This window comes from Methylopila henanensis, assembly GCF_042681025.1.
Taxonomy (GTDB): Bacteria; Pseudomonadota; Alphaproteobacteria; order Rhizobiales; family Methylopilaceae; genus Methylopila; species Methylopila henanensis.
This window is the reverse complement of sequence record NZ_JBHUER010000003.1, coordinates 19,365-35,527: the sequence shown is the minus strand read 5'-3', so window position 1 is coordinate 35,527 and position 16,163 is coordinate 19,365. Positions and strand designations below refer to the sequence as shown.

Here is a 16,163-nt window from a genome sequence, read left to right as displayed (position 1 = left end):
ATGTCGATATTCGGAAAGTTCGCGGCGCTCACCGACCGCTATGATCGTCTCAGGGAAGTCGGAGCTGATCCGTTCGCCGTGAAATTCGACGACATCGTCTCGTCGGTCGAAGGCGTCGTGGACGGCAAGCGGACTCTTCTGTTCGGCACCAACAACTATCTCGGCCTGACCTTCGACGAGGCGGCCAAGGAGCGGTCGATCGACGCGATCCGCCGCCACGGCACCGGCACGACCGGCTCGCGCATCGCCAACGGCAGCTACAAGGGCCATCAGGAGCTGGAGCGCGAGCTCGCGGACTTCTACGGCCACAAGCACTGCATGGTGTTCTCGACCGGCTATCAGGCCAATCTCGGCATGATCTCGACGCTGGTCGGCAAGGACGACCATCTGTTCCTGGACGCCGACAGCCACGCCTCGATCTATGACGGCTCGCGCCTCGGCCACGCGCCGGTGGTCCGCTTCCGCCACAACAACCCGGACGACCTCGCCAAGCGCCTGAAGCGCCTGTCCGACCAGCCCGGCGACAAGCTGATCGTGGTCGAGGGCATCTATTCGATGCTGGGCGACACGGCTCCGCTGAAGGAGTTCGTGGACGTCAAGCGCGAGTTCGGCGCCTACCTGATGGTCGACGAGGCGCACTCGATGGGCGTGCTCGGCCGTCACGGCCGCGGCCTCGCCGAGCGCGAGGGCGTCGAGGACGACGTCGACTTCGTGGTCGGCACCTTCTCGAAGAGCCTCGCCAGCGTCGGCGGCTTCTGCGTCTCCAGCCTCGACGGCTTCGAGATCCTGCGCCTCGCCTCGCGGCCCTACATGTTCACGGCCTCGCTGCCGCCGGCGATCGTCTCGTCGACGCTGTCGGCGCTGCGCACGCTGCGCGCCGAGCCCCAGCGCCGCGACAAGCTCACGGCCAACAGCCAGCGCTTCTACGCGGGCCTGCGCAACGCCGGCTTCCATGTCGGCCCCGAGTGCTCGCCGATCGTCGCGGTCATCATCGACCAGCCGGAGATCGCGGTGGCGTTCTGGAAGCGCCTGCTCGAGGAGGGCATGTACCTCAACCTCGCGCTGCCGCCCGCGACGCCGAACTCGTCCGCCTTCCTGCGGTCGAGCGTGAGCGCCGCCCATTCGGACGAGCACATCGACTTCGCGGTCGCGCTGATGACCCGCATCGGCCGCGAGTTCGGCCTGCTGCCGGCCGAGAACAACGTGTGCCCGTTCCCGGCCGCCGCCGTCAGCGCAGAACGCCTTGGCGCCACAGCCGCCATAGCACGGGCCCTGCCGCCAGCAGTGGGTGCCGGCGCTGGAATGGCGTGACCTCGATCCGGTGGCCCGAGTGCCGCTCGATCTTCCAGGCGACGTAGTCGGCGCCGCCTGAGAACGTGAACACCGCCTTCGCGAGCCGCGCCAGATTGAGCGGCTTCGCGAGGCGGCGGCGAAGCCCCCAGGCGCGCTCCGCCTTCCGACGCTCCCGCTCCGGAATAGCCGTCGTCAGCCGCGCCCCGTCGCGCGCGAAGCCGAGGCCCGCGGCCTCCCAGCCGAGCTCCAGCATGCGCGCGAAGCGCTCCGGCGCGCGCTCGACGATCGCCGACGGCTGCGCCGCGCTCTCCACCCGAAGCTCCGAGGCGTAGGTCCGGCGGAACAGCCCGGACCAGAACTCCGCCGCCGTCCCGCTCTCGGGACCCAGCAGCGCCGCCCACCACGCCGCCGAGCGCACCGCGACCGCGACCGCTTCGGCGACCTCACGCGCGGCATCCGGGTCACGCGCGAAGGCGAGCGCGGCCGGCTGCGTGAAGCGGGTCCAGATGGTGGTGTCGCGGCTGAGCGCCCGCGCGTGGGCGCGGAACTGCGCCACCGTCATGATCGCGATCTTGGCGCGCAAGCCGCCATCGGGGCCTGCGCTCTCCGCGTACTCGACGTTCGGCGGCAGCGTGGCGTTGGCGCGCCGGGCCATGGGGCCCGCGTCCCAATGCGCGAGGTCGTCCAGCAGCACGTAGAAGTCCAGCAGCCCGTCGGTCGCGCCGGTGCGCAGGGCCGAGCCGTAGAACAGCACGCCCGCGGCGCGGCCGCCGGAGCGCGCCGCGAGCTCGGCCGCGAAGCGGCGCACGCCAGGGACCACCGGCGCGGCGAGCTCTTCGGCGACCGCGGCGGCGAGGCGTTCGAGGCCGGGTTCGGCGGGCGTCGTCATGGCGCGGACCGTCAGTAGGAGAGGAAGGTCACGGGCGGGGCGGCGCGCAGCTCCACGCGGCCGTCGGCCCCGGGGCGGAACGTGTCGCCGTCCATGATGAACGGCGCGCGCAACGAGATCGAGAGCGCGTCCGAGCGGCCGCTGCGGTAGCTGTCGCGCATCCAGGGCCGCGGCCGGCCGCGCGCGATGGCGGGGAGCGCCGCGGCGAGCCGCGGCGGCGGCGCGTCGGCGACCACATGGTCGATCGCGCCGTCGCCCTCGCCCCAGAACGGCCAGAGCCCCAGCATCAGCTTGTCCAGCGTGGTGGCGAGGAAGAAGAAGGCGGCGCGCTCCTCCGCCTCCGCGCCGGCGGGGCCGATCGCGGCCGGCACGCCCGCGCGCCATTCCGCGCGCTCGGCGCCCGAGAGCGCGGCCCGGACCGCGGCGGCGATCCCGACCGCGACGCCGAGCCGCTGGGCGAAGCCGCGGCTGTGCACCTGCTCGTTGACGAGCCGCGTCGCGCGCTCGAACGCGCCGAAGCCGAACACGAAGCCCTGCCGCGCCCGCCCGTCCGCCGAGACCTCCAGCGGTCGCCGGACCGCGCGCTTCAGGCTCGCGCCGGAGGCGAGCGCAGCCGACAGCCGCGCGAGCGCGTCCGGGCGGTGGCCCACGCTCCCGACGTCGCCCGCGGCGGCGTTGGTCTTGCCCAGAGGCGCCAGCGCGATCTCGGGCAGGCGCTCGCCATAGGCCGGCCCCAGCGCGCTCAGCACGTCCCGCAGCGTGCCGTCGCCGCCCGCGACCGCGATCACGTCGACGCCCACCTCCCGCATCCGGGCCATCGCCGGCCCGTAGCCGTCGATCGTCTCCGGCGCCTCGAAGGGAACGCCGGGCGGCGCGGCGGGCGCGCGCTTCGCGCGCGCGTTGCGCCAGCTCCGGCCGTTCGCGACGACGCCGAGCTTCGGCATGGCCCGACCTTTACGCGTCGAGCCAGGAGGTGATCGGCCCGCGCCGGCTGGCGATCAGCGCCTGGACGATCTGGGCGGTGTGGACGAGGAAGCTCAGCACGATCCAGACCACCACCAGCCACATGCCGACGTCCGGCCGCCCCACCAGCGTCGCGGCGGTCAGGATCACGAGGTTTGGGTTCCGCCGCGCGGTGATCAGCCGGAAGAAGCTGTCGAACGGCCGCCAGACATGCATGTGCATGCCAAACAGCCGCAGGAAGATGCCCTCCTCGACCCGCTGCAGGATGTAGCCGCCGAAGATGATCGCGATCATCAGCCCGGCGTAGTCGCCGGAGAAGCCCGCGGCCGGCAGGCCGATCACCCAGGCGAGCCACCAGAACGGCGGATGCACGAGGTCGATGCCGTGGTCGAGCACGTTGCCGAACTCGCTCGACGTCATGGTGACGCGGGCGAGCTTGCCGTCGACCGTGTCGAGGAAGGTCATGATCCAGGCCGCGACGAGGCCGGACAGGTAGAAGCCGTTCCAGAACGCCCACAGCGCCACGAACACCAGCACGAGCCCGACATAGGTGACGGCGTTCGGGGTGATGCGGCGCTCGGCGCACCACTTGGTCACGATCCGGGCCGGCTTCGGCCAGACGTATTTGGTGACGAAGTCGGTCACGCCCTTGTAGGAGCCGGCGAAGCTGCGGGCCTCGACGTCGTCCACCGTGCGCTCGTTCAGCGGAATGAGATAGGCGATCTCGCGCTTGCGGAGCTTGCGGTTGTAGGAGCCCGCGAGGCCTTCGGAATCGAGCCGCTCCACACCCGCCGGCAGCGCCGATGCGTCGCCCGCGAGGAGGGCCGCCGCGACCGCCGGCGCATCGGCGCCCCGCACGTTCGCCGCGACCGGCTCCGTCCCTGCGAGCAGCGCGGCACCGGGCCGGACCGCGAGCGCGTCGACCAGCCGCTGCTCGAAGGCGTAGTCCACGCGCAGCAGCAGCACGTCGGCGTCGGCGGGCAGGCCGTCGAGCGTGTCGCGCACCTCGGCGACGCCCGCCCGGTTCAGCTGGCGGGTCAGCCGCTCGGCGGAGCTCATGCCCCAGATGCGCACGTCGGACCGGCCGAGAAGAACCGCCATGCGCGCCGGGGCCGTGCGGCTGTCGTTGGTCATGATAAAGTCGCTTGCCTCGCGTTCGCTTGTCCGGACGTGTCATTAGCGGCCAAACGCCTATCCTGCCACCCGCCTCGTTCGATCCGAGCCCTTCCGCAGACGGAGCCCATGCCCAACGCCACGATGACGAAATTCGGCTATCCTCACACCGCGATCCGGGAAACGGAGCTGTGGTCCGTGCAGGTGCGGCCGAAGCAGCCGGGCTTCGGGTCGCTGGTGCTGGTCTCGAAGGAGCCGGCGCAGGCCTTCGGCGGGCTGAGCGCCGCGGCCTTTGCGGAGCTCGGGACGCTCGTGCCGCAGATCGAGGCGGCGCTGAAGGCCGTGACGGATTATGACCGGATCAACTATCTGATGCTGATGATGGTCGACCCGGACGTGCATTTTCACGTGATCCCGCGCCACGAGACGCCGCGCGACTTCGCCGGCCTCGCCTTCCGGGACGCCGGCTGGCCTGGCCCGCCCGCGCTCGGCGAGGGGCCGGAGCTCGACGCCGCCGCCATCGATTCCCTGAAGAACGAGATCCTCCGGCGTTGGCCCTCAGCGTAAACCTGTTCCGTTCCGATCAGCGGGCGTCGTTCTTTCCGAGCGGCCTGCTGGAGCGCTACGTCATCGGCCTCACGCTGAAGCCGATGCTGATCGCGCTCACGGTGGTGCTGCTCGGCCTGCTGATGGAGCGCGTGCTGCGCATCGTCGACGTGCTCGCGGTCGCCGGCGCGCCGGTGATCCTCGTCTTCGCGCTGTCGGCGAACCTGATCCCGCATTATCTCGGCTTCGCCGCGCCGGCGGCCTTCGCGCTCGGCGTGTTCTCGGCCTTCTCGCGCATGTCGAACGGCGCCGAGCTCGAATCGATGATAGCGACCGGCGTCTCGGTCTGGCGGCTGGTGAAGCCGCTCGTCGGCCTCGGCGTGCTGCTGGCGCTCGCGAACCTCGTGGTGATGGGCTTCCTCGACCCTTACAGCCGCTACGCCTACCGCGAGATACTGAACCAGTCCGTCACCTACGCCTGGCGCGCGCACGCGCCGGCCGCGACCTTCATCTCGGTCCGCGACGGGCTGACCGTCACCGCCGACGAGGTCGACAACACCGGACGCCGGCTCAAGGGCGTGTTCATCGAAGACCGCGCCAACGGCCGCGAGACGCTGACGACCGCCGCCGGCGGCACGCTGGAGGTGACGCCGGACGGCAAGCAGCTCCAGCTCCGGCTGCACAAGGGCTTCGTGCTGCGCAACGCCGAGGTCGGCGGCCGCCCGAGCTCGGCGCGGTTCAACGAGCTTGTGTTCGACAAGAAGTTCGCGCTCGAGGCCCCGCCGTTCCGTCCCCGCGGCAGCGACGAGCGCGAGCTGTCCATGACCGAGCTGTGGTCCGAGATGGGGGCGGCCGCGCCGGTGCAGCCCTATCGCGAGCTTTCGGCGGAGTTCCACGCCCGCATCGTGCGCTCGCTCGCGATGATCTTCCTGCCGATCCTGATCGCGCCGCTCAGCATGACGATGCGGCGGCAGAGCCGCTTCGCCAACATAGCCCTGGCGGCGGCCCTGCTGCTGGCGTTCCAGAACCTCGCCCAGGTCGGCGAGACGCTGGCGCACAAGGGCGTGCTGCCGGCGATCATCGCCTGCTGGGCGCCGCTCGCGGCGCTGGCGGCGATCTCGTTCTGGCTGTTCGCGACCAGCACGGACCGGCCCGGCGACACCGCGCTGTCGCGCATGCTCGACCGCGTCAACGCGGTCGCCGCCGCGATCGGGAACGCGATCCTCGCGCCGTTTCGACGGCTGCGCCGCGCCGCCGCGAAGGGCTGAAGGTCCGCTCCATGCGCCTGCTCCGCTATCTCAGCTTCCGCTTCTTCGCGCTCGCCGTCACGGCGACGCTGATGCTGGCGGCGATCGCCGAGGTGCTCGACCTCGTCGACAACGCCGGCGACATCCTGGACCGCGGCGAAGGCGCGGCCGGCTTCATCGAGTATCTCTCGCTGCGCACCCCGACGCTGATCGCCCACTCCCTGCCGCTCGGCGCGCTCATCGGGGCGCTGGCGGCGCTCGCCTTCCTCGCCCGCAACAGCGAGATCGTCGCGATGCGGGCGGCGGGCCGCAGCTCGTGGGAGCTGTTCGCGCTGATGGTCCCCGGCGCCTTCGTGCTCGCGGTCGCCCAGTGCGCGCTGCTCGACGTGGTGCTGCCGAAGACGCAGCGCTCGCTTGCGGTGTGGTGGGCCGCCGGCCCTGACCCCAAGATCCACTCCGACAAGCCCGCCTGGCTCCGGCTCGGCGACCAGATCATCTCGTTCGAAGGCCTGCGCGACCGCGGGCGGACGCTCGTGAACCTCAAGGTCTACGACCGCGACGCCGAGAAGGTGGCGATCGGCCGGACCACGGCCGCCGAGGCGCGCTACGAGAAGCGACGCTGGACGCTCGTCGGCGCGACCCACACCTCCTGGCTGCGGGACAGCTTCAACGTCCAGACCCCGGCCGACGGCCCGTGGCGGACGACGCTGACGCCGGCCGACGCGGTGGCGGCGCTGACGCCGGGCGGGCTGATGTCGTCGGACTCGGCGCAGGAGGTGCTCGCGGGCGAGCGGGTGGCGAACGCGCCGCCGAGCTTCTACGCGACGCTGATCCAGCGCATCTACGCCGGCCCGATGGGCGTCGCGGTGATGCTGCTGCTCGCCATGCCGGCCGCGTTCCTGAACTGGCGCGACGCGCGCTCGGCGCGCTACGTCTTCGTCGGCCTGGGGCTGGGGCTTTCCTTTCTGCTCACCGACGGCCTGCTCACCTCGCTCGGCGGCGCCGGAGTGCTGAGCCCGGTCGTGGGCGCGTGGTCGGGCGTGATCCTGTTCGCCGCCATCGGCGCCTTCAACCTGTTCCGGATGGAGCGCGGCCTCGCCCGCCCGCGGCTGAGCCGCGCCGCCGGAAACCTGCTGCCGGAACCCAGCCGATGAGCGCGATCGACGTCCGTCCGGTCGAGGGCAAGCGCGACCTCGACCGCTTCATCACGCTGCCGCAGCGGCTGCAGGCGGGCGAACCGAACTATGTCGCGCCGCTGACGATCGAGCGGCGGGAGTCGCTGTCGCCCGCGAAGAACCCGCTGTTCAAGCACGTCGAGGCGCAGTTCTTCATGGCCTGGCGCGGCGGCGAGCCGGTCGGGCGCATCAGCGCCCAGAGCGACGACCGCGTCGCGGACTGCGGCCATTTCGGCCTGCTCGCGGCCGAGGACGACCCGGCGGTCTTCGCCGCGCTGTTCGGAGCCGCCGAAGCCTGGCTGAAGGCCAAGGGCCGGACCGAGGCGCGCGGGCCGTTCAACCTGTCGATCAACGAGGAATGCGGCCTGCTGGTCGATGGGTTCGACACGCCCCCGATGCTGTTCATGCCGCACGACGCCCCTTACGTCGCAGCGCGGGTGGAGGAGCAGGGCTACGCCAAGGCGATGGACCTGTTCGCCTATCTCCACCGCACCAGCGAGCCGTTCCCCAAGGCGATCGAGCGCATCATCGAGCGCCCGCGCCCGCCGGAGGTGGTGGTGCGCCATCTCGACTGGAAGCGCTACGACGCCGAGATCGCGACCGTCATCGACATCTTCAACGACGCCTGGTCGGAGAACTGGGGCTTCGTGCCGTTCAGCCCCGAGGAGCTCGACCACCTCGCCAAATCGCTGAAGCTGCTGATCGACGAGCGGCTGCTGTGGATCGTCGAGGTGTCGGGCCGCCCGGCCGCCTTCGGCGTCGGCCTGCCGAACCTCAACGAGATGATCTCCGACTTCGGCGGCAAGCTGCTGCCGTTCAACTGGGCGAAGCTGATCTGGCGGCTGAAGCGCATGACCTACACGAGCGGCCGCGTCGCGCTGATGGGCGTGCGGAAGGAGTACTCGCGCTCCTTCCTCGGCCGCGCCATGCCGATCTACATCTTCGACGAGTTCCGCAAGGAGGGCCGCCGCCGCGGCATCGACCGGGTCGAGATGTCGTGGGTGCTCGAAAGCAACCTGCCGATGCGGCACATGGGCGAGGCGCTGTCCGACGGCCGCGCCTACAAGACCTACCGGCTCTACGCCAAGGCGCTCGCATGACCCGCACCGCGCTCGTGCTGGCGGGCGTGCGCCCCGGACGCGATCCGCTGGCGGAGTTCGCGGGCGTCAGCCACAAGGCGCTGATCCCGATCGGCGGAACGCCGATGCTGGAGCGGGTGATCGCGGCGCTGCGGGCGAGCGGCCGGATCGACCGCATCGCGGTCTCGATCGACCGGCCGGAGCTGGTGACGCTGCCCGGCGTCGAGGTGCTGCGGTCGTCGACCTCGGTCAGCCGCAGCGTCGGCGAGGCGCTGGAGGCGCTCGGCGGCCCGCTGCTGGTCACGACCGCCGACCACGCGCTGCTCGAGCCGGACTGGGTGCGCTACTTCCTCGATCACCTGCCCGACGTCGACGTCGTCGCCGGCCTCGCGCGCGACCGCGACGTGATGGCGGCGGCGCCGGACACCAAGCGGACCTTCCTGCGCTTCCGCGACGGCCGCTTCTCGGGCTGCAACCTGTTCCACCTGCGCGACCTGAAGGCGCTCAGGGCCATCCAGCTCTGGCAGATCGTCGAGAACGAGCGCAAGAAGCCGCTGACGCTGCTCCGCCGGCTCGGCCTGCGCGCCGTGTTCGCCCATCTCGCGGGGCGGCTGACGCTGGCTTACGCCGTGCGGCGGATCGAGGAGATGGCGGGCTGCACCGCCGGGATCGTCGAGCTGCCCTTCGGCCGCGCCGCGATCGACGTCGACAAGCCCGACGACCTGATCCTCGTGCGCCGGATCGTCGAGCAGGACGCCGCCCGCGCCTGAACGCTCGACGCCTTAAAAACCTCTCCGCCCCAGCCTTTCGCGACAGGCGCGCCGCGCCGCCGCCGGTCCGGCCCCCGTAAAATTACGGGGCTCGCCGTCCTGCCTCGTTCTTCACTCAGGGACCGCATCGCGGTCGCGGAGCGACGAGGCCCATGACCGATATCGACTTCGACGCCACTGAAGCGCGCGCCGGGACGGGGGCGATCTCATGATCCCCTCGGCGCGCGAGATCGCCGAACAGGCGACGCTGGAAAGCTTCGTCAACTGCTACCTCCGGGAGATCGACCCCGGGACCTTCGGCCGCCGGCCGGTCGAGCCGGGCGCGCCCGTCGACTGCATCGAACTCACGCTGTCCTCGCAGCAGGCGGCGTTGCGGCTGGAGCTGGTCTCGGCCTCGCGCTGCGGGCCGCACCGCTTCGGGCGCGCCGTACTGCGCCGCGGCGCGGAGGCCGTCTGGCGCCCGGTCGCCCCGCTCGACGCGCTCGCCGCGCTGCTGCGCGAGGCCTATGGCCGCTTCGGCGAGGACAAGGCGAAGCGGCTGCGCGGCGCGGAGCTAGAGCTGCTCGGCCGCGCGCTCGACAGCTACCAGTCGATCGCGGCCAACATCGAAGCCCGCGCCTCGGCGCCCGCCCCCGACGACGACTTCCTCGCCGCCGAGCGCTCGCTGACCTTCGGCCACTGGCTGCACCCGACGCCGAAGAGCCTGCAGGGCATGACGAACTGGCAGCGTCCGGCCTACGCACCCGAACATCGGGGCAGCTTCCGCCTCGCCTTCTTCGCGGCCAAGTCCTCGATCGTGCGCCATGACGGCGCCGGCGGAGCGGTCGCGCCGGACATCGCCCGCGCGCTGCTCGCCGCCGGCCCCGACGCGCCGGCGCTCGCCGACGACGAGATCGCGGCGCCGATGCATCCGCTGCAGGCCGAGGCGCTGCTGCTCGATCCGGACGTGCGCGCACTCGAAGAGGCCGGCCTGCTGCGCCGCCTCGGACCCGCCGGCCCGGCCTTCGCCGCGACCTCGTCGGTCCGCACCGTCTACTCGCCCGGCGAACCGTGGATGCTCAAGTTCTCGCTGCCGGTCCGCATCACCAACTCGGTGCGCGTCAACCGCCGCCACGAACTCGCCGCCGGCGTCGCCATGGCGCGGCTGTTCCAGCGTTCCGGCTGGCTGCAGACGCGCCCGCGCTTCCGCATCATCCAGGATCCGGCCTGGATGACGCTCGACCTTCCCGGCCGCAGCGAGAGCGGCTTCGAGGTCATCTTCCGGCAGAACCCGTTCATGGCCGGCCATGAACGCGGCGTGGCGACGATCGCGGCGTTGACCGCCGCCCCGCTGCCGGGCGAGCGCTCCCGGCTGGAGACGCTGGTGCGCCGGGTCGCGGCCGACCGCAGGCTCCGGCCCGCGCAGGCGGCCTCCGTCTGGTTCGAAGCCTATCTCGACTGCGCGCTGGAGCCGCCCATCGAGCTCTACGACGCGCTCGGCGTGGCGCTGGAGGCCCACCAGCAGAACGTCGTGCTCGACGTGTCGCAGGGCCTGCCGACCGTCTGCCACTACCGCGACAGCCAGGGCTTCTACCTGTCGGAGGCCTACCGGCCGAGCCTCGACCGCCTCGCGCCCGAGGCCGCCCACATCTCCGGCCTCTATTACGAAGACGCCGAGATCCAGCGCCGTTTCGGCTACTACCTCGTCGTCAACCAGGTGTTCTCCGTCATCAGCCGCATGGGCCATGACGGGCTCGCCCGCGAGGACGACCTGCTGGAGGCGCTCGGCCGCCGGCTGGACGGGCTGTCGCGGCGGCTCACCGGCGCCGGCCGCGACTTCGCGCTCGACGCGCTCGAGCGCCCGACGATCACCTCGAAGGCCAATCTCGTCACCCGCCTTCTCGACATCGACGAACTGGAGACCCGCGACGAGCAGGCCGTCTACGCGCATATGCCGAACCCGCTGTTCGAACTCGCCGCCGAGGCCCGCCGCGGAGAAGGCCATGCCGTCGCGGTGTGACGCGCCCGAGGACGCCGAGGCGCGCGTCGTGCGCCAGCTCGCGGCGGCGCTGATCTACGAGGAGCTGGTCGAGGCCGTCCCGATGCAGGTCGAGGGCGCGGCCGGCTTCGTCTGGACGCTCAATGGCCTGCGCTGGCGCGCGCAGGGCGCGACGGGCCCGTTCGGACGCCCGCGCCTTCGGCCGGGCTCGGTCGAGGTCCGGTCCCGCGCCGGCGTGTGGGCCGCGGCCCGGCTCGACGCCTTCGCGTCCGCCCTGCCGGGCGACGCGGGCGAACTCGGCCGTGAGCTTGCGCGCACCGTCGCGCTCTGCCGCTGGAACGCCGCGCATGTCCACCGCGGCGACCGCCGCGACCTCGCCTTCTCCGAACTCGACGCGGCCCTCGACGAGGGCCACCCCTATCACCCGTCGTTCAAGGCCCGCACCGGCTTCAGCGACGACGACCACCGCCGCTTCGGGCCGGAGGCGGGCGCGACCTTCCAGCTTCACTGGCTCGCGGTCTCGCCGGAACGGATCGACGCCGCGCTGCCCGCGGACGAGGCGACCTTCCTCGCGCGCGAGTTCGGGCCGGAGACCTTCGCCGAGCTCGACCGCCGGCGAACGGGCGCGGACGCCGACGGCTTCGGCCTCTGCCCGATCCACCCGTGGCAATGGGCGGCGCTGAAGGACGGCGCGCTCGCGCCGCGGCTCGCGGACGGCTCGATCCGCGCGCTGGGGCCGGCCGGCCCCCGCTACCGCGCCACCCAGTCGGTGCGCACGCTCGCCAATGTGGACGATCCGGCGCGGGCGAACGTCAAGCTCGCCATGAACATGGGCAACACCTCCGCGCTCAGGACCATCGAGCCGCATTCGGTCACGGTCGCGCCGGCGCTGTCGGACTGGCTCACGGGAATCGTCGCCGGCGATCCCGGCTTGAGCGGGCGGCTCGCGATCCAGCGCGAATACGCCGGGATCGTCGTCGACCGCGACGGGCCGCTCGGCGGCCAGATCGCCGCGCTGTGGCGCGAGAGCGTCCCTGGGCTGCTCGAACCCGGCGAGGAGGCGGTCCCGTTCAACGCGCTGATGGCGACGGAGCGGGACGGCGCGCCCTTCATCGACCGCTGGCTGCGCCGCCACGGCGCCTCCGCCTGGGTCGACCGGCTGATCGAGGTCGCGGCGCTGCCGGTCTGGCGGATGCTCGCGGCTCATGGCGTCGCGACCGAGGCCCACGGCCAGAACATGGTCCTCGTCCACCGCGGCGGTTGGCCGGAGCGCGTCATTCTCCGCGACTTCCACGACAGCGTGGAGGTGACGCCGGACTTCCTGGCCGCGCCGGACGCCTTCCCGGATTTCGGGGCCATCGACCCCGTCTACCGCGACGCCGCGCCGGACGCCTATTTCGTCATGAGCTCGGTCGAGGAGCTGCGCGCGCTCGTGATGGACGCGCTGTTCGTCTTCAACCTGACCGAGGTCTCGGACCTGCTGGCGCGCCGCTACGGCTTCCCGGAGGCCGAGTTCTGGCGGCGCGTCGAGCGGGCGCTCTACACCCACGCCGCCGCGCACGGGCTTGGCGCACGGCAGGCCCGCCTCGGCTTCACCGCGCCCGAGATCGCGGTCGAGCGCCTGCTCGCGCGAAAGCTCGATCCGGGCTCGGCCCGCAGCCGCGCGGTCCCCAACATTTTCGCGCCTTCGGGCGCCCGCGCCCGGGAGGCGTCATGATCGCGATCGACGACCGGCTGCTCGACCCGGAGGAGCTCGCCCGCTCCGGGCCGGCGCACGCCGCCATCGCCCAGTTCGGAAATCCGGACGGCCGCCGCTTCGCGGTGTGCCTGGCGGACCCGGCGGACTGGCTCGGCCTGTTCTTCGCGATCCGCGCGGTCGGCGCGAGCGTGCTGCCGATCCATCCGGCGACGCCCCACGCCGCCGCGCGCCGGCTCGCGGTCTCGGCCGGCTGCCACGCGCTGCTGCACCACGCCGCCGAGCCCGAGGCGCTGCCGGACGCCGCCCCCTCGCCCGGCATGCTGCTGCAGATGAGCTCCGGCACCACCGGCGCGCCCAAATGCGTCGCGCGGCCCTGGGAGCACATCGAGCGCGAGCTCTCCTCCTACGTCGCGACCTTCCGCGAGCCCGACGACATGACGCCGATCGTGGCCTGCCCGACGACGCACTCCTACGGGCTGATCTGCGGCGTGCTGGCGGCGCTGAAGCGCGGCCGCACGCCCGTTCTCGTCGATCCCGGCAACCCGAAGCACCTGCTGAAGCGCCTGCGCGAGACGGACCGGCCGCTGCTCTACGCCTCGCCCGCGGTGCTGCACACCGTGGCCCAGCTCGCGCCGAAGGACGAGACGCTGCACGCGGCGATGACCTCGGGCACGCTGCTGCCGGCGGCGTGGTTCGACCGCATCCGCGCCCGGACCCGCCACATGTTCCAGCAGTACGGCTGCTCGGAGGCCGGCGTCGTCGCCGTCAATCCCGACATGGCCGCGCCCGAGGACATGGGCCGTCCCCTGCCCCATCTCGCGGTGACCGCCGGAACCGCGGACGCGCCGGCCGAGATCCTGGTGCGCGGCCCCGCCGGCGAGGTCCGCACCAGCGACCTCGGCGCGTTGCGCCCCGACGGCATGCTGCTGTTCGTCGCCCGGCTCGACGACACCATCAACGTGTCCGGCCTGAACGTCTATCCGCAGGAGGTGGAGGACGTGGCGATGACCATGCCCGGCGTCGCCGACGCGGTGGCGTTCCGGCTCGCGGACCGTTTCGCCGGCGAGCGCGTCGGTCTGGTCTTCAGCGCCGGCGGGACCGTGCCCGTCGCAGCGGTGATGGACTGGCTGCGCGGCCGCCTCGCGAGCCACCAGCTGCCGGCGCAGGTGATCCAGCTTCCCGCCGTGCCCCGTCAGGCCAACGGCAAGGTCAGCCGGCGCGAGATCGCCGCCCGCCACGCCGAGGGCCGGCTCGTCCCCGCATTGGAAGGAGCGGCGTCATGACCCGCGACGAGATCGTCGAGGCCGTTCTGGTCGTGCTGCGCGACCACATGGAGCGGCCGCATCTGGACGCCTTCGGACCCGAGGCGCGGCTGAACGAGGACCTCTACCTCGACAGCATCCTGATGCTTCACCTGTTTCTTAACCTCGAATTGCACTTCGGGCTCGCCGCCCCGGAGGAGGCGATCATCCGGCAGGAGCTGTCGACGGTCGCTGATCTCGCCGCCCTGTTCGCGGGCGAACGCGCCCCGGCGGCTGCGGCGGAAGCGCCGGAAGGCCAAGGGGTTCACGGCGAGGACTACGTCGACATCAAGGTGCACTGCTTCGTGAGCTGCGTCTGCGCCGCGCTGAAGGAGCGCGGGATCGACCACCGCGCGTTCTATTTCGGGGTGTTCGACGCCGACTTCGCCTTAACCCCGGAATTCACCCTGCGTTACCACGCCCCGACGGTGAGCCACGCCTTCTTCCGGCGCTGGTTCGAGCGGCTCTACGGCGCGACCCTTAGGGAGTGGTACGACCCGAAAAAATCGAAGGAAATCAACGTCGCGACCCTGCTGGACCTGGTCGACCGCCGCCCGCCGGACGAGCGGGTGATGGTGATGCTGGACCTGTTCCACCTGCCGGAACGGGAGAACAAGTTCAACCAGAACCCCTTCCCGCATTACCTCATGCTGGAGAACGCCGAGGACGATCCCGACGTCTTCGAGGTGCTGGACCCCGACTTCCGCTGGGAAGGCCGGATCGAAAAGGCCAAGGTGCTCAACGCCGTGCGCCAGCCGACGGTCGGCGGCGGCTACGTCTTCGACGCCGCCGCCCTGCGCCCCGCGCGGCCCGCCGACCTCGCCGCCTACATCGCGACCTGTCGCCAGACCACCGGCAACCCGCTGGTCGAAGCGGTCCGCACGATCGTCGCCGCCCATCTCGACGGCCGCGGCGGCCTGACGCTTCAGACGCTCCCCGAGGCGCTGAAGGAGCTGCCGGTGCTGTCGATCCGGAAGTACGCCTACGAGCACGCCTTCGCCTTCCTCTGGCGCGCTCTCAAGCTGCCGGACCCCGAATTCCAGGTCTGGTGCGACGACATCGAGACGCTCGCGCTCGGCCTGAAGGGCCTCAATTTCCAGGTGCTGAAGCTGGTCGAGACCGGAGATCGGAGCCTCGCCGCGCCGCTGTTCGCGGAGCTCGACCGCTACGACCGGCTGGAGAGCGCGATCAAGCGCCGCCTCGACGAAGCTTTCGCGCAATGGCGCGACGCCGCCGGCCTGCCGGCGCTTCCCCAAACCGAAAGGGCGATCGCATGAAGGTCTCGCTCTGCACCATCACCTTCCGGCACTGCCTGCTGTCGCTGAAGGACATCGCGGTCTGGGCGCGGGCGAACGGCTTCGACGGCGTGGAGCTGTGGGGCGCGCACGCCCGCAACCTCGCCAGGACGCCACTCTACAACGCCGACTGGCTCGCGAGCTTCGGGCTCGCGACGCCGATGCTGAGCGACTATCTGCCGACCGAGGGCGAGCGGTCCGCGATACAGGCGCGCGCCGAGCGGCTGTGCCGCCTCGCCGGACACTGGCGGGCGGGCAAGATCCGCACCTTCGCCGGCGCCCGCGGCAGCCGCTCGACCTCGGCGGAGGAACGCCGCGCGATCATCGCCGCGCTCCGCCTCATGTGCGAGGTCGCGGACGATCACGGCGTCCGGCTGCTGGTCGAGACCCATCCCAACACGCTGGCGGACAGCCTCGCCTCGACCCTTCGGCTGGTGGAGGAGATAGACCACGCCACGCTCGGCCTCAATTTCGACGTCCTGCACGTCTGGGAGGGCGGCGACGACGCGGCCGAGGCGCACCGGACGCTCCGGCCGTGGATCCGGCACTATCACCTCAAGAACGTTCGGACCCGAGAGGACCTCGGCGTGTTCGAGCCGGCCAACGTCTACGCCGCGGCCGGCCGGCGCGAGGGCATGACGCCGCTGTTCGACGGCGCGTTCGACTATGACGGCTTCCTCCCGGAGCTCGACGCCGACGCGGAGGCGTCGCTCGAATGGTTCGGCGACGACGGCTTCGACGTGCTCGCCCGCGACCGCCGGCTGCTCGAAAGCCGGAGCGGCCAGAGCGCGGCCGTCGCGGTCGGCGGGAGCTGA

General features: G+C 71.8%; 14 protein-coding genes. 11 read left to right on the top strand and 3 right to left on the bottom strand.

Annotated elements, in window-relative coordinates:
* On the top strand, positions 1-1,311 hold the full coding sequence (gene spt, locus ACFSCV_RS04830) for a serine palmitoyltransferase (RefSeq protein WP_378797545.1): 1,311 nt from the start codon (positions 1-3) through the stop codon (positions 1,309-1,311).
* On the opposite strand, the gene ACFSCV_RS04825 is transcribed toward spt, so the two are convergent.
* The 3 genes from ACFSCV_RS04825 to ACFSCV_RS04815 are packed head-to-tail and all read right to left on the bottom strand — an operon-like array spanning position 1,229 to position 4,279.
* The gene (locus ACFSCV_RS04825) at positions 1,229-2,182 is read right to left on the bottom strand and encodes a hypothetical protein (protein WP_378797543.1); all 954 of its coding nucleotides are present in this window, start codon (positions 2,180-2,182) and stop codon (positions 1,229-1,231) included. The genes spt and ACFSCV_RS04825 overlap by 83 nt on opposite strands.
* A gap of 11 nt (positions 2,183-2,193) precedes the next feature.
* Positions 2,194-3,126, bottom strand: a complete 933-nt coding sequence (locus ACFSCV_RS04820) for a diacylglycerol kinase family protein (RefSeq protein ID WP_378797542.1) — start codon at positions 3,124-3,126, stop codon at positions 2,194-2,196.
* Between the two features lie 10 nt (positions 3,127-3,136).
* A complete protein-coding gene (locus ACFSCV_RS04815; protein ID WP_378797540.1) occupies positions 3,137-4,279 on the bottom strand; it encodes a CDP-alcohol phosphatidyltransferase family protein in 1,143 nt (380 codons plus the stop codon).
* A 108-nt stretch (positions 4,280-4,387) separates the two neighbouring features.
* Here ACFSCV_RS04815 and ACFSCV_RS04810 point away from each other — a divergent pair, with 108 nt between their 5' ends.
* The 10 genes from ACFSCV_RS04810 to ACFSCV_RS04765 all read left to right on the top strand — a co-directional run bounded on the left by ACFSCV_RS04810 (position 4,388) and on the right by ACFSCV_RS04765 (position 16,163).
* A complete protein-coding gene (locus ACFSCV_RS04810; RefSeq protein WP_378797538.1) occupies positions 4,388-4,825 on the top strand; it encodes an HIT family protein in 438 nt (145 codons plus the stop codon).
* On the top strand, positions 4,810-6,072 hold the full coding sequence (locus tag ACFSCV_RS04805) for an LptF/LptG family permease (RefSeq protein ID WP_378797536.1): 1,263 nt from the start codon (positions 4,810-4,812) through the stop codon (positions 6,070-6,072). Before ACFSCV_RS04810 ends, ACFSCV_RS04805 begins: the two co-directional genes overlap by 16 nt.
* 11 nt (positions 6,073-6,083) lie before the next feature.
* On the top strand, positions 6,084-7,205 hold the full coding sequence (locus ACFSCV_RS04800) for an LptF/LptG family permease (RefSeq protein WP_378797535.1): 1,122 nt from the start codon (positions 6,084-6,086) through the stop codon (positions 7,203-7,205).
* Positions 7,202-8,326, top strand: coding sequence for a dATP pyrophosphohydrolase (locus ACFSCV_RS04795; RefSeq protein WP_378797533.1), 1,125 nt, complete (start codon positions 7,202-7,204; stop codon positions 8,324-8,326). The genes ACFSCV_RS04800 and ACFSCV_RS04795 overlap by 4 nt, the downstream gene beginning before the upstream one ends.
* Positions 8,323-9,075, top strand: a complete 753-nt coding sequence (locus ACFSCV_RS04790) for an NTP transferase domain-containing protein (RefSeq protein WP_378797531.1) — start codon at positions 8,323-8,325, stop codon at positions 9,073-9,075. The genes ACFSCV_RS04795 and ACFSCV_RS04790 overlap by 4 nt, the downstream gene beginning before the upstream one ends.
* A gap of 208 nt (positions 9,076-9,283) precedes the next feature.
* Positions 9,284-11,074, top strand: a complete 1,791-nt coding sequence (locus tag ACFSCV_RS04785) for an IucA/IucC family protein (RefSeq protein WP_378797529.1) — start codon at positions 9,284-9,286, stop codon at positions 11,072-11,074.
* Complete coding sequence (locus ACFSCV_RS04780; RefSeq protein WP_378797527.1) at positions 11,058-12,770, top strand: IucA/IucC family protein; 1,713 nt, start codon at positions 11,058-11,060, stop codon at positions 12,768-12,770. The genes ACFSCV_RS04785 and ACFSCV_RS04780 overlap by 17 nt, the downstream gene beginning before the upstream one ends.
* Positions 12,767-14,035 carry an AMP-binding protein gene (locus ACFSCV_RS04775; RefSeq protein ID WP_378797525.1) on the top strand — a complete coding sequence of 423 codons (1,269 nt, stop codon included), beginning with the start codon at positions 12,767-12,769 and terminating at the stop codon, positions 14,033-14,035. The genes ACFSCV_RS04780 and ACFSCV_RS04775 overlap by 4 nt, the downstream gene beginning before the upstream one ends.
* Positions 14,032-15,330, top strand: coding sequence for a DUF6005 family protein (locus ACFSCV_RS04770; protein WP_378797523.1), 1,299 nt, complete (start codon positions 14,032-14,034; stop codon positions 15,328-15,330). Before ACFSCV_RS04775 ends, ACFSCV_RS04770 begins: the two co-directional genes overlap by 4 nt.
* On the top strand, positions 15,327-16,163 hold the full coding sequence (locus ACFSCV_RS04765; RefSeq protein ID WP_378797521.1) for a sugar phosphate isomerase/epimerase family protein: 837 nt from the start codon (positions 15,327-15,329) through the stop codon (positions 16,161-16,163). The genes ACFSCV_RS04770 and ACFSCV_RS04765 overlap by 4 nt, the downstream gene beginning before the upstream one ends.